This is a genomic window from Curtobacterium sp. MCSS17_007, assembly GCF_003234175.2.
In the GTDB taxonomy this organism is placed as follows: Bacteria; Actinomycetota; Actinomycetes; order Actinomycetales; family Microbacteriaceae; genus Curtobacterium.
This window is the reverse complement of sequence record NZ_CP126257.1, coordinates 3,008,676-3,021,503: the sequence shown is the minus strand read 5'-3', so window position 1 is coordinate 3,021,503 and position 12,828 is coordinate 3,008,676. Positions and strand designations below refer to the sequence as shown.

Sequence of the window (12,828 nt, the reverse complement as noted above, 5' to 3'; positions counted from 1 at the left end):
TGTGTCGCACGGCCCACGGCGCACTGCCCACGGTCACCGCTGGCAGCCGCTGCGCCTGTCGGAGGGCGCGCCTAGACTGACCCGGTCATGACGATCGTGCTCGACCCCTTCGACCAGTCCCCCGAGCCGGGCGCGAGCAACCGCCCCGGCGGGTACGACGACCCGTTCACCGCGGGTCTCAACCCCCAGCAGAAGGAAGCCGTCGAGTACCGCGGCGAGTCCCTGCTCATCGTGGCCGGTGCCGGGTCGGGCAAGACGAGCGTGCTCACCCGACGCATCGCCCTGCTGCTGGCGAACCGCGAGGCCTGGCCGTCGCAGATCCTCGCGATCACGTTCACGAACAAGGCCGCAGCCGAGATGCGCGAGCGTGTGCAGGCCCTGGTCGGTCAGGCAGCCGAGGGCATGTGGATCTCGACGTTCCACTCGGCGTGCGTGCGGATCCTCCGGCGCGAGGCCGAGCGCTTCGGCTTCCCGCAGTCCTTCACCATCTACGACTCGGCCGACTCGCGCGCGCTCCTCAAGCGGATCATCAAGGACCTCGAGGCGGACTCCCTCGGGCTGACCGTCGGTGCCGCGGCGTCGAAGATCTCCAAGCTCAAGAACGAGCTGCAGGACATCGACACCTACGCGCGGAACATCAACGCGAACGACCCGCAAGAGGTCATGTTCACCGAGGTGTTCCGTCGCTACACGAACGAGCTCCGCCGCGCGAACGCGTTCGACTTCGACGACCTGATCGGGCAGACGGTCTTCCTGTTCCGCGCGTTCCCCGAGGTCGCCGCGCTCTACCAGCGCCGCTTCCGCTTCGTCCTGGTCGACGAGTACCAGGACACCAACCACGCGCAGTACGCCCTGATCCGTGAGCTCACCCGCCCGGTGCCCGTCGAGCAGGTCGACAAGCTCGAGGACGCCGGGCAGCACGTGGAGCGCATGCGCGAGGCGGACGGGTCGATCGCCCCGGCGTCCCTCACGGTCGTCGGTGACTCCGACCAGTCGATCTACGCCTTCCGTGGTGCCGACATCCGCAACATCGTCGAGTTCGAGCGCGATTTCCCGAACTCGAAGGTGATCCTGCTCGAGCAGAACTACCGCTCGACGCAGACGATCCTCGACGCCGCGAACGCCGTCATCGCGAACAACTTCGACCGGCAGGCGAAGAACCTGTTCACCGACGTCGGTGCCGGCGACAAGATCATCGGCTTCACCGGGTACACCGGGCACGACGAAGCGCAGTTCGTCGCCGACGAGATCCAGCGCCTGCACGACGAGGGCACCTCCTACCGCGACATGGCGGTGTTCTACCGGACGAACTCGCAGACGCGTGCGCTCGAGGAGATCTTCATCCGCTCGGCGATCCCGTACCGGGTGCTCGGCGGCACGAAGTTCTACGAGCGTGCCGAGATCAAGGACGCGATGGCGTACCTGATCACCGTCGCCAACCCGGCCGACCCGCTGTCGCTCCGTCGCATCCTCAACGTGCCGAAGCGGGGCATCGGTGCCGTCACCGAGACGGCGCTGCAGCGCTACGCCGACGAGCACGAGACCTCGATGCGCGAGGCGCTGCGGCACGCCGACGAGCTCGGCTTCGGTCCGAAGGTGCGGAACGCAATCGCGTCGTTCGCCGAGCTGCTCGACGACGTCGCCTCGCGCGCGGCGACGCAGCCGGTCGTCGACACGCTGACGCAGCTGCTCGACGGCTCGGGGCTGCTCGAGAACCTGCGGAAGTCGCCCGACGCGCAGGACGCCGCACGTGCGGACAACATCGACGAGCTCGTCGCGGTGACGCGGGAGTTCCAGAAGAACAACCCCGAGGGCACCCTGTCGGACTTCCTGACCGAGGTCTCGCTGGTCGCGGCGGCGGACGAGCTCGACGACTCCTCCGGGACGGTGTCGCTCATGACGCTGCACACGGCGAAGGGCCTGGAGTACGACGCGGTGTTCCTCACCGGGGTCGAGGAAGACCTGCTGCCGCACCGGATGTCGGCGAACGAACCGGGTGGTCCCGCCGAGGAGCGCCGGCTGTTCTACGTCGGCATCACCCGCGCCAAGAAGTCGCTCTTCCTGTCGCTCGCGATGACCCGCGCGCAGTTCGGCGACGTCAACGTGGCGATGCCGTCCCGCTTCCTGCAGGAGATCCCCGAGGGGCTCATCGAGTGGAAGCAGTCGCCCGGCATGGCGAACAGTCGCGGCGGCACCGAGCCCCGCGCGCTGAACGCCCGTCGCGGTGGCGGCCCGGGCGGCTTCGGCGGTGCGGGCGGTGGCGGCGGGTACCGCGGTGGCGGAGGCTTCGGCGGCGGCTCCTACGACCGCGCGGCCGCGGCGGCGAAGACCCGCCCGAAGACCGAGTGGGCGAACCGGGTGTCCGGGCAGGTGCGCGACAACGGCGACATGGAACTCGTCGCCGGCGACCGCATCAAGCACGTCGACTTCGGCGAGGGCACCGTGTCCGCGGTGACCGGGCAGGGTGCCAAGCGCATCGCCGAGATCGCGTTCGACGCCGCGGGTCGCAAGAAGCTCCTCATCAAGATCGCCCCGATCGAGAAGCTCTGACGCCTCCGGGAGCGGGGCCTCAGCGCACCATCCGGACCGCGTCGAGCCCGTGCGGCCCGATCGGCTCGTGCTTGACGGTGCCGTCGCGCTCGAACCCGTTGCGGCGGTAGAAGGCCTCGGCCCGCGGGTTGCCGTCGGCGACCCAGAGGAACGCGGGTCCGGTGCCGATCGCTGCGTCGAGCAACGCCTGGCCGGCGCCCGACCCGTGGTGTGCGGCGAGGAGGTAGATGCCCTCGAGCTCACGGTCGCGTGGGTGCTCGCCGCGACCGGGGCCGGCGGACGCCCAGCCGACGACCGGGTCCCCGGCGGTGGCGACGAGCACGTCGACGTCCGGCTCGGCGATGATGCCGCGCCAGCGTGCCGCACGAGCGTCGACGTCGAGGGGGCGAGGAACCCGGCGGGCAACAGGTGTGCGTACGCCTCCCGCCACGACTGCACGTGCACGGCGGCGATAGCGTCGGCGTCCCGCACCTCGGCCGGTCGGACGGTGAGCGCGCGCGTGGTCCCCATCCGACGACGCTACCCCGGGCCCGGCTGCCGGCACCGAACCAGGGATCCGACGTCGAACCGGGTCGGCCGGCTGGTTCGGTGTCGGATTCGTGGTTCGACGTGGGGCGGCACGGCGCCCGCCGACCCGCGCCGCGCTACGGCTGCAGCCGCGCCACGTCCCAGCCGTCGCCTGCGCGGACGTACTGCAGCCGTCGGTGCATCCGGTCGCGGCTGCCCTGCCAGAACTCCACCAGGTCGGGCTCCAGCCGCCACGCCACCCACCCCTCGGGGCGCGGGACGTCGTCGTCGCTCTCGTCGAGCAGCACGTTGGCGTCGTCGATCAGGTCCTGCAGGGTCCGCGGTTCGAGCACGTCCGACTGGTCGGCGATCGCGGTGGCGGCGCGGGACTTCGGCGACCGGTCGGCGAACAGGGCGTCGGACTCCTCGTCGGAGAGCTGGACGGCCCGACCCTCGAAGCGCAGCTGCTGCATGCTCTCGCGCCAGTACACCTGCAGCGCCGCGTGCGGGTTCTCGGCGAGCTGCCGACCCTTCGGGCTCAGTGTCGAGGTGCCGAACACGAGTCCGCGGTCGTCGAGCCGCTTCACGTCGACGGTGCGGGCGGACACCCGTCCGTCGGATCCCGCGGTCGCGAGGGTCATCGACATCGGCTCGGACACCTCGCGGTCCGCGGCGCCGTCGAGCCACGCTCGGGCGACGTCGAACGGCGACACGGGCGGCGCGTCGAACTCGGGCAGGTGCAGGGAGTCGTCACCGGAGAGCGAACTGGACATGCCCCCACCCAACCGCGCTCAGTCGGTCCACGTCCAGGTCGCCGGGGGACGCCCGCCCCGCCCGGTCGACGCCGGTGCGGCCTCGCTCCGGACGAGCGCGGGGTTCGTCCGGAGCGCCCGGTTGAGGTTGCCGGCGTCCGGGGCGGTCCCGTGGAGGGCCGCGTGCAGCGCTGCGGCCGCGCTGGTCGGGAACGCGTCGCCGAGCAGCGCGCGCGTCATCGGGACGTCCCGCCAGAGCCGGGTGCGCACCTGGTCGAGGGCGGCGCGCACGATCGCGTCGTGGTCGAACGGGAGGCCCAGGTCGCCCCCGCCGAGCGGGTGCCACACCGCGGTCCCACCGTCCACCCCCGGGGCCACGACCGCCGTGAACGCGATGCTGATCGCGGTCTCGCGCGGGTCGCGGGACGGCCCGTCGAACGCGCCCACCTGCGCGAGGTGCCGGACCGCCCCGGGACCGATGTCGGCCTTGGTGCGCAGGGCGCGCTGCGCACCGTCGACGAGGCGTTCCGCAGCGTCCAGGAGGACGCCGGGCAGGGCCTCCCGGCCGGCGTACGGGTCGTACGCGCGGCGCGCGGTGGCGACCCGCAGACCGTCCGCCGTCGTGAACGACACCGGGACGACGTCGATCGCGATGAGCGGCTGGTCGCGGGCCGCCGACGGGGCGTCGGTCACGCCGACGCCCGACGGGCGGCGCGGGCGGCCCGCTCGCTGCGGAGCGTCTCGCGGACGTCGGCGAAGGACTGGTGCACCTGGAACCGGCCGTCGACCCACACGGGCTGGAGCAGGCTGGTCGCCTCGTCCTCGGGCGTCGCCTGGTCGGTCTGGCGGATCTCGCCGGTCTCGTCGCGGTGCAGGGCGATGCGGCCCTTCGCGCTCTTCTTGCCGCTGCCGGTCTTCGGGTCCTTCTGGATGTCGACCGGTTCGCCGTCGACCAGGGCCCACGTGGCCTTCACGGCGCTGCCGAGGTTGTCGCGGGTCATGTACTGGTACGTGTACGACCCGATGCCGAGCACGACGTTGTCGCTCGCGTAGCCCTTGGCGGCGAGGCGCTCGTAGATGCGGCGGGCACGGTCGAGGGTGATGCTGTCGCCGTAGATGACGCCGATGTGCTGGTCGAGGACCTTGTAGCCCTTCTCGTTGACCGTGTGGCCGAACAGCTCGTCGAGGAGCTCGACGACGCCCTTCTCCTCGTGGCTGCGCGACGGGTCGGTCAGCGCCGCCTGGTCGACGCCGTGCACGGTGCCGGTGACGATGTCGACCGGGTCGCCGGAGTCGGGGCGGATGACGAGCTTGCCGTCGCGGGCCGTGATGCGGTCCTCGAGCTGCGGGAGCGTCTCGGTGATGACCTTGAACAGGTCGAAGCCGTCGCTGACCGCCGAGACGATGCCCGTCGGGTACACGTCGAGGATCTGCGCGAAGGTCTCGAGCTCGCCGTCGGCGCCGCGGACGCACATCACGCTGTGCTCGGTGGCGGGGACGCTCGCCGCCACCCAGCCGTTGTCGCCCGGGTAGTAGCGGTCGATGAAGTCGAGCGACGGCATCGAGTCGGTCCCGAGGAACGACAGCAGGTGTCCCGCTCCGCCGGCTGCGGCGGACTCGATGCTCGTCTGCCCGCGGAACGAGAAGTCGTGCGCGGCGAAGTCGATGCTCGCCGGGTCGGCACCGGTGCGCTCGGCCCACTCCTCCATGAGGTCGCGGTACTCGAGCGCCTTCGTGGCGACGGTCGAGGGGTGCCAGATCGACGCCGACAGTGCGGTCTCGATGTAGTTCGGGAGCCAGAAGAAGTCGTCGAGGGTGTTCTCGACGGTCAGGGTGGCGACGCCGATCGGGGCGAGGGTGCCCTCGGGGAGCGCCCGGATCTCGAGCGGCAGGTAGCCGAGGCGGTGCAGCGCGCGGACGTGGTCGACACCGATGTGGTTCGGGCCGAAGTACCCCTGCAGTGCCTGCTCGAACAGGTCGGCGACCTCGTCCTCGTCAGCGGCGAAGAACGGCGCCCACGCCTCGACCAGGTACCGCTGGACGAACGCCTGCAGGCCGAAGACCACCGCGTGCGTCGACTCGGGCATGTGCGCGTTCGAGCGGTTCGTCCAGTTGATCAGGATCCGGGTCGTGCCCTGCGGGTAGACCTGTCGGTGGGAGTGCTTGTAGCCGTCGACCGCCAGCAGCGGTGCGATCGGGCTCGCGGTGGTGGTGCGGGGCTCGAGGCCCGTCGTCGCGGCGGTGCTGGCGGTGTTCGTCATCGGATCTCCTTCGTGAGGTACGGGCTGAGCGGGACGGTGCGCAGGCCCGGGACGTCCTGCTGTGCGGGGTAGCTGTCGGTGGTGACGATCTCGCCGAAGTGCTCGGCGAGCCGTGGGGCCCGGCCGGAGAAGACGCCGTGCGACACCCAGAGGCCGAGGCGCTCCGCGGGCAGGCCGGTCGCGCCGGCGAGGCCCGCGAAGGTGCCGCCGCCGTCGCAGATGTCGTCGACGACGAGCAGTCGGCCCGTCTCGGGGAGCGGCTCGCACGAGAACCCGTCGAGCGTGCCGGTGTCGGGGTTCCGGTGCTTCTCGGCGCGGAACAGCGGCAGGCCGGCGGCCTCGGCGACGAGCGATGCCCGGGCGACCGCACCTTTGTCCGGGGCGATGATGCCGCTGTAGTCGGATCCGGCCAGGACCGCGTCGTGCACGACCTGCTCGCTCGGCACCACGGTGAGGCGCTCGACCAGTCCGACGATCACGGGCGAGTGCGGGTCGAAGGCGATCACCTGGTCGATGGCGAAGCCGTTCAGGACGTCCGCGTAGACCTTCGCGCCGAAGGGGAGCCCGCGGTCCTGTCGCGCGCCGGGCAGGTACGGGACGAGCGCGACGGATCGTGTGCCGCGCTGTCGGGCGGCGTCCGCCCACATGCCGAGCATGACGAGGTCGTCGCCGCTGGTGCCGCGCAGGGTCGCGATCTCGGTGGTCGCCCCCGCGTCGGCGTCGTCCCGGACCTTGACGTGTGCCTCGCCCGCGGGGAACCGCATGGTGGAGAACGTCGGTGTCGTCGGTGTGCCCTGGGCGTCCCAGGTGCTGAGTTCGACTGCCATGACCCGACCGTACCACTGTTCTTGTCAGTCGGACAAGAACTTGGCGGGATCAGCGGGCGTACCGCGTCGCGACCCGGTGCATCGCCCGGAGCAACAGCGGTCCCGGCAGTCGGAGCGCCCACCCCGGTACGAGGCCGCGCACCCGCCGGACGAGCGCGACGGTGCGCCGGGAGCGCCGCTGCTCGCGCGGCCCCCAGGGGAAGCCGTACGCGGCCCGCAGCGCGTCCGGGAGCATGCCGACCGTGACGATCCTGACGAGCGGCATCGCGGCACGGACCCACAGGGGTGCGAAGCGCGGGTGCAGGAGGTCCCGCACGATGCTCCGCGCGTCGTCGGTGACGTGCAGGGTGGGCAGGGTCGCGTCCCAGTACGCGTCGAACGCGGCCACCGACTCGAACCAGCCGTCGGCCGGCACACGCAGCGAGGTCGCGATCGGTGCGTACGCCGCCAGGACCCGTCCGGCGTCGTCGTCGGAGAGCGGGTCGCCGAACAGCTCGTGCGCCTGCCGCGCGGAGTCGAACAGCGTCGCGGCCACCCACCGCTGCCGGTCGACCTCGTCGGCGCCGGCGACGGGTCGGTGTGACCGGTTGACGAACGCGGTCGCGACGGCGGCGTCGGCCTCGGTCCCGATCACCACGGCGTAGACGAACATCAGGGTGTGGGCCAGCCGCTGCTGCGGTCGGCGGGCGAAGTCCGAGTACCGCCGGACCCCGGCCGCGACGACCGGATCCGCGATCTGCAGCAGGATGGCGCGGCCGCCGGCCGCGACGGGCGTGCTGTCGGCGAGCCATCGGCGCAGGTCGCGCTCGCCGACGTGGCCACGCGACGGTCGGGAGGCACGCGGTCGGTCCGGCACGCGGCTCCCGTCCGCCGTCCGGGCACCGCGGCCGACGGGGCGGGGACGTCCCGCGCCTCCCGGCCGACCGGCCCGGCTTGTCTCGCCCTTCACGGCTGCGGTCCGGATCGTCGTGCGCGCCGGAGTGCTGCGGTGTCGAGGAGCAGGGCGGCCGCCAGTGCCACCGCACCGCCGACCAGCGCGCCGACCAGCCACCCGCCGCCCACGACCGTGCCGCTCGCGGCCGCCAGCAGCGTCACGACCAGCCAGATCGCCGGCAGGGGCCAGCGGTGCGCCGTCGCGCCGGTGACCAGGGCGAGCACGACACCGGCGACGAGCAGCGGGAGCCAGGCGATCCCGCCGGTCCGGGCGCCCGAGTGCGCTGCCGCAGCGACGAGCAGCAGGGACGCCAGCGAGAGGAGCCGGGCCAGCGCGGGCGTCGCACGGACACGGTCGCGGACGCCACGGAGCACGGCCCGATCGTACTGGGCCGTGCTCCGTGAGGGGCGTGCGGGGGAGGTGCTCAGAGCGGCTTCGTACCGAGGTCGCCGCCGAGGTCCGGACGGTCGGTGTCGTCGTCGTGCTCCCACAGGTCCGGCGAGCCCTCGCGGGGCGCACCACCCGTGGGGCCGTCGTCCGAACCGTCGCCCGGCTGGGGCTCGACGGTCTCGCCGGCGACCGCGTCGTTGGTCACCGTCTCGAGGGACTCCTCGGACTCGTCGACCTCGTAGGGGCCGACGTGCTCGCGGTCCACGTCGTCGTTGCGGCGCTCCTGGGCGTCGAAGTCGTCGACGGGGCTGATGCCGGGGTCGCTCATGCTGCAGTCCTTCCGTGGGAGGGTCGGGCTCCGGGCCGGTACCGGTCGCCGGAGCCGTCGGGCCTTCCTGTGTACGCCGCCCGCCTGACCGGTCGTCCGGTCGGCGCACCCCGCGCCCGGTTTCGCGTCCCGTTCACCTCGGCGTCACCTGCGGTCCACGATCGCGGGGCACACTCGCCGTGCTCGGGGGAGTGGAGCGCGGTCGCCGACGGGTGGTCGAGCGACCGCGCCTTCCCCGCTCCGAGTCCAGGACGCCGGCAGGTCAGACGCGCTCGAGCAGGTGCCGCTCCTCGACGTCGGCGAGGGCCAAGGTCTTGTAGCCGGCGGACTCGAAGAACACCGTCAGCCGGTCGTCCTCCGTGCTCATCACGGTGCCGCGGCCCCACTGGGCGTGCTCGACGGGTGACTCCGGCGGCCAGGCGTCGTCGTTCGCGCCGTCGGCACCGTGGGTCTCGTCGTCGTAGGCGGTGCCCGCGGTGCAGGTGTCGCAGTTGCCGCACGGTTCGGCGAGCTCGTCGCCGAAGTAGCCGAGCAGGAACTGCCGGCGGCACCCCGAGGTCTCGGCGAAGCGTCGCATCATCGCGATGCGGGACTCCTCGATCTCCTCGCGCTCCTTCGCCTGCGCCTTGGCGAGGTCGGCAGCGGCCTGCGCGTCGGTCGGTCCGCCGGCACGACGCCGGAGGCCGTCCTCGCCGTCGTCGAGCGCGCCGGCGTCGACCAGGGCGTTGGCGGCGCGGCCCGCGGTGCGCGCGGCGAGTCCCGATCGCTCGGCGAGCTCGGAACGCGCCACCGCCCCCTCGGCCGGGACGGCGTCGAACACGGCCCGGAGGGTCGCCGGTCGCGGCGACCCGGACGCGAAGAAGCGCCGGAGCCCGAGGTCCTCCGCGCGGTAGTGCATGGTGGCGAGCCCGACGTCGCCGTCCCGCCCGGCACGGCCGACCTCCTGGTAGTAGGCGTCGACCGACTCGGGGACGTCGGCGTGCACGACGAACCTGACGTCGGGCTTGTCGATGCCCATGCCGAACGCGCTCGTGGCGACGACGACGTCGAGGTCGCCCTCGAGGAACTCGTGGTGGACCTGCTCGCGGTCCCGGACCCGGAGACCCGCGTGGTACGCCTTCGCCCGGCGGCCGCGCTCGACGAGTTCGTCCGCGTACACCAGGGTCTCGGCACGGGTGGCGACGTAGACGATGCCGACCCCCTCGAGCCCGACGACCTGCTCCACGACGGCCTCGCGCTTCGACTCGTCGTCGGCGTGCCGGACGACCTCGAAGCGCAGGTTCGGGCGGTCGAAGCCGGTGGCGACGACGAACGGGTCGCGCATGCCGAGCCGCTCGACGATCTCCGCGCGGACCGGGGTCGACCCCGTGGCGGTCATCGCGAGCACCGGCGGGCGCCCGAGGCGCTCGATGACCTCACCGAGCACCAGGTAGTCCGGACGGAAGTCGTGGCCCCAGCTGGAGACGCAGTGCGCCTCGTCGACGGTGACCAGGGCGACGCCGGCCTCGCGGAGACGCTCGACGACCTCGTCCTTCGCGAGCTGCTCCGGTGCCAGGAACACGTACCGGGCCTCGCCGGAGGCCACCGCGTCCCAGGCGTCCTCGAGCTGTCGCGAACCGCGGGTGGCGTTGATCGTGACCGCCCGCGGGGCGTCCGGGTGGTCCTCGATGCCGACGACCTGGTCCTCCTGCAGGGCGACGAGCGGGGAGACGACGACGACCGGCCCCTCCAGGGCGAGCGCGGCGACCTGGTAGATCGCGGACTTCCCCGAACCGGTGGGCATCAGCGCGAGGGCGTCGCGACCGTCGAGGACGGCGTCGACGACCTGTTCCTGCTCGGGGTGGAGGTCCCAGCCGAAGACGTCGGCGGCGCGGGTACGGAGTTCCTTCTGCACCCGTCGACCGTGCCCCGAGCCGCCTGGCCGGCCACCCGGCGACTGCGTCCCCCGGCCACCCGGGGACGCGAGGGACGCGACCGGGGCGGGGCGTGCCTCCCAGGCGGCCGCCGGCGGTGCGGGGACCGGCGTGCCCCGCGTCCACCTCGCGGCGCTAGGGTGGTCGCGGCCGTTGTCTCGACATCGAGCGACCCTCGACGTTGAGTGCGCGACCCGATGACCGATGCCGATCGCACGAACCGTGCGGGAAGAAGAACAGCGTGGATCTTTTCGAGTACCAGGCCAGGGACCTCTTCGAGTCCTACGGCGTCCCTGTGCTGCAGGGCATCACCGCCGACACCCCGGAAGAGGCGAGGGCGGCCGCCGAGCGGATCGGCGGCGTGGTCGTCGTCAAGGCGCAGGTGAAGGTCGGCGGTCGCGGCAAGGCCGGCGGTGTCAAGGTCGCGAAGACCCCGGACGAGGCGTACGAGCACGCGAAGGCGATCCTCGGCCTCGACATCAAGGGCCACTCCGTCCAGCGCGTGATGGTCGCCCAGGGTGCCGACATCGCCGAGGAGTTCTACTTCTCCGTGCTGCTCGACCGGGCGAACCGCTCGTACCTGTCGCTCGTCAGCGTCGAGGGCGGCATGGAGATCGAGCAGCTCGCGGTCGAGAAGCCCGAGGCGCTCGCGCGCGTCGAGGTGAACCCGCTCACGGGCATCAACAAGGAGGCCGCGCTCGACATCGCGCGCCAGGCGGGCTTCCCGTCCGAGCTCCAGGACCAGGTCGCGGACGTCTTCGTGAAGCTCTACGACGTGTTCGCCGGCGAGGACGCCACCCTCGTCGAGGTGAACCCGCTCGTGCGCACCGGCGACGGGCAGATCCTGGCCCTCGACGGCAAGGTCTCGCTCGACGACAACGCGGACTTCCGCCACGAGGGCCACGCGCAGCTCGAGGACACCGCGAGCGAGGACCCGCTCGAGGCCAAGGCGAAGCAGCACGGCCTCAACTACGTGAAGCTCGACGGCGAGGTCGGCGTCATCGGCAACGGCGCGGGGCTCGTCATGTCGACGCTCGACGTCGTCGCCTACGCCGGTGAGCGCCACGGCGGCGTGAAGCCCGCGAACTTCCTCGACATCGGCGGCGGCGCCTCGGCCGAGGTCATGGCGAACGGCCTCGACGTCATCCTGGGCGACCCGCAGGTGAAGAGCGTCTTCGTGAACGTCTTCGGCGGCATCACCGCCTGCGACGCGGTCGCGAACGGCATCGTCGCCGCACTCGGCATCCTCGGCGACGCGGCCACCAAGCCGCTCGTCGTCCGCCTCGACGGCAACAACGTCGACGAGGGTCGGCGGATCCTGGCGGAAGCGGCACACCCGCTCGTCACCGTCGCCGAGACCATGGACGATGCGGCCGAGCAGGCCGCCGAGCTCGCCGCGGCCGCGGCGTAAGGAGCACCAGAGCAATGTCGATCTTCCTCAACAAGGACTCGAAGGTCATCGTCCAGGGCATCACCGGCGGCGAGGGCACCAAGCACACCGCACTCATGCTCAAGGCGGGCACGAACGTCGTCGGCGGCGTGAACGCCCGCAAGGCCGGCACGACCGTCACGCACGGCGACGTCGAACTCCCGGTGTTCGGCTCGGTGCGCGAGGCCATCGACACCACGGGTGCCGACGTCTCGATCGTCTTCGTGCCGCCGGCGTTCGCGAAGGACGCGGTCATGGAGGCCATCGACGCCGAGATCCCCCTCGTCGTCGTCATCACCGAGGGCATCCCGGTGCAGGACTCCGCCGCGTTCTGGGCGCACGCGAAGGCGCTCGGCGGGAAGACCCGGATCATCGGCCCGAACTGCCCCGGCATCATCACCCCCGGGGAGTCGCTCGTCGGCATCACCCCGGCGACGATCACCGGCAAGGGCCCGATCGGCCTGGTGTCGAAGTCGGGCACCCTGACCTACCAGATGATGTACGAGCTGCGTGACCTGGGCTTCTCGACCGCCATCGGCATCGGCGGCGACCCGGTCATCGGTACGACGCACATCGACGCGCTCGCCGCGTTCGAGGCCGACCCGGAGACCGAGGCGATCGTCATGATCGGCGAGATCGGTGGCGACGCCGAGGAACGTGCCGCCGACTACATCAAGGCGCACGTCACGAAGCCGGTCGTCGGCTACGTCGCGGGCTTCACCGCCCCCGAGGGCAAGACGATGGGCCACGCCGGCGCGATCGTGTCCGGCTCCGCCGGCACGGCCGAGGCGAAGAAGCAGGCGCTCGAGGCTGCGGGCGTCAAGGTCGGCAAGACGCCGTCCGAGACCGCCGCGCTGCTGCGCGAGGTGGTCGCCGCCGCGACGGCGTAGCGCCCCGGTCACCCTGACGGACGGGAGGCGCGGTGCCGGCTGGTACC

The 12,828-nt window shown here is 72.2% G+C and carries 12 protein-coding genes; 3 read left to right on the top strand and 9 right to left on the bottom strand.

Annotated elements, in window-relative coordinates; translation table 11 throughout:
• Positions 1 to 87: 87 nt before the first annotated feature.
• The gene (locus tag DEJ22_RS14300) at positions 88 to 2,550 is read left to right on the top strand and encodes an ATP-dependent helicase (RefSeq protein WP_111228198.1); all 2,463 of its coding nucleotides are present in this window, start codon (positions 88 to 90) and stop codon (positions 2,548 to 2,550) included.
• 19 nt (positions 2,551 to 2,569) lie between these two features.
• Here DEJ22_RS14300 and DEJ22_RS14295 read toward each other — a convergent pair whose 3' ends face one another.
• From DEJ22_RS14295 to DEJ22_RS14255, 9 genes are all read right to left on the bottom strand, one after another.
• The gene (locus DEJ22_RS14295; RefSeq protein WP_349775148.1) at positions 2,570 to 2,980 is read right to left on the bottom strand and encodes a GNAT family N-acetyltransferase; all 411 of its coding nucleotides are present in this window, start codon (positions 2,978 to 2,980) and stop codon (positions 2,570 to 2,572) included.
• Between the two features lie 214 nt (positions 2,981 to 3,194).
• Positions 3,195 to 3,830: a pyridoxal 5'-phosphate synthase gene (locus tag DEJ22_RS14290; protein ID WP_111228199.1), complete on the bottom strand. Its 636-nt coding sequence runs from the start codon at positions 3,828 to 3,830 to the stop codon at positions 3,195 to 3,197.
• Between the two features lie 18 nt (positions 3,831 to 3,848).
• The gene (locus DEJ22_RS14285; RefSeq protein WP_111228200.1) at positions 3,849 to 4,502 is read right to left on the bottom strand and encodes an NUDIX hydrolase; all 654 of its coding nucleotides are present in this window, start codon (positions 4,500 to 4,502) and stop codon (positions 3,849 to 3,851) included.
• Positions 4,499 to 6,070 carry a nicotinate phosphoribosyltransferase gene (locus DEJ22_RS14280; RefSeq protein ID WP_111228201.1) on the bottom strand — a complete coding sequence of 524 codons (1,572 nt, stop codon included), beginning with the start codon at positions 6,068 to 6,070 and terminating at the stop codon, positions 4,499 to 4,501. The genes DEJ22_RS14285 and DEJ22_RS14280 overlap by 4 nt, the downstream gene beginning before the upstream one ends.
• A complete protein-coding gene (locus DEJ22_RS14275; protein ID WP_111228202.1) occupies positions 6,067 to 6,897 on the bottom strand; it encodes a phosphoribosyltransferase family protein in 831 nt (276 codons plus the stop codon). Before DEJ22_RS14275 ends, DEJ22_RS14280 begins: the two co-directional genes overlap by 4 nt.
• 49 nt (positions 6,898 to 6,946) lie before the next feature.
• Positions 6,947 to 7,753 (bottom strand): oxygenase MpaB family protein, encoded by an 807-nt coding sequence (locus tag DEJ22_RS14270; RefSeq protein WP_181430972.1) that lies wholly within the window; start codon positions 7,751 to 7,753, stop codon positions 6,947 to 6,949.
• 89 nt (positions 7,754 to 7,842) lie between these two features.
• The gene (locus tag DEJ22_RS14265) at positions 7,843 to 8,205 is read right to left on the bottom strand and encodes a hypothetical protein (protein WP_181430973.1); all 363 of its coding nucleotides are present in this window, start codon (positions 8,203 to 8,205) and stop codon (positions 7,843 to 7,845) included.
• Between the two features lie 50 nt (positions 8,206 to 8,255).
• Positions 8,256 to 8,549: a hypothetical protein gene (locus DEJ22_RS14260; protein ID WP_069712858.1), complete on the bottom strand. Its 294-nt coding sequence runs from the start codon at positions 8,547 to 8,549 to the stop codon at positions 8,256 to 8,258.
• A 262-nt stretch (positions 8,550 to 8,811) separates the two neighbouring features.
• Complete coding sequence (locus DEJ22_RS14255; RefSeq protein ID WP_111228204.1) at positions 8,812 to 10,443, bottom strand: RecQ family ATP-dependent DNA helicase; 1,632 nt, start codon at positions 10,441 to 10,443, stop codon at positions 8,812 to 8,814.
• A gap of 260 nt (positions 10,444 to 10,703) precedes the next feature.
• On the opposite strand from DEJ22_RS14255, the gene sucC reads away from it, so the two are divergent.
• On the top strand, positions 10,704 to 11,873 hold the full coding sequence (gene sucC, locus DEJ22_RS14250) for an ADP-forming succinate--CoA ligase subunit beta (protein ID WP_111228205.1): 1,170 nt from the start codon (positions 10,704 to 10,706) through the stop codon (positions 11,871 to 11,873).
• A gap of 14 nt (positions 11,874 to 11,887) precedes the next feature.
• Positions 11,888 to 12,781 (top strand): succinate--CoA ligase subunit alpha, encoded by an 894-nt coding sequence (gene sucD / locus DEJ22_RS14245; protein ID WP_111228206.1) that lies wholly within the window; start codon positions 11,888 to 11,890, stop codon positions 12,779 to 12,781.
• Positions 12,782 to 12,828 lie beyond the last annotated feature (47 nt).

Excerpts from the sequence above, each read along its gene's own strand:
- DEJ22_RS14300 (WP_111228198.1), top strand. The coding sequence starts at position 88 with ATGACGATCGTGCTCGACCCCTTCGACCAGTCCCCCGAGCCGGGCGCG.
- DEJ22_RS14290 (WP_111228199.1), bottom strand. The coding sequence starts at position 3,830 with ATGTCCAGTTCGCTCTCCGGTGACGACTCCCTGCACCTGCCCGAGTTC.
- DEJ22_RS14280 (WP_111228201.1), bottom strand. The coding sequence starts at position 6,070 with ATGACGAACACCGCCAGCACCGCCGCGACGACGGGCCTCGAGCCCCGC.
- DEJ22_RS14275 (WP_111228202.1), bottom strand. The coding sequence starts at position 6,897 with ATGGCAGTCGAACTCAGCACCTGGGACGCCCAGGGCACACCGACGACA.
- DEJ22_RS14260 (WP_069712858.1), bottom strand. The coding sequence starts at position 8,549 with ATGAGCGACCCCGGCATCAGCCCCGTCGACGACTTCGACGCCCAGGAG.
- sucD (WP_111228206.1), top strand. The coding sequence starts at position 11,888 with ATGTCGATCTTCCTCAACAAGGACTCGAAGGTCATCGTCCAGGGCATC.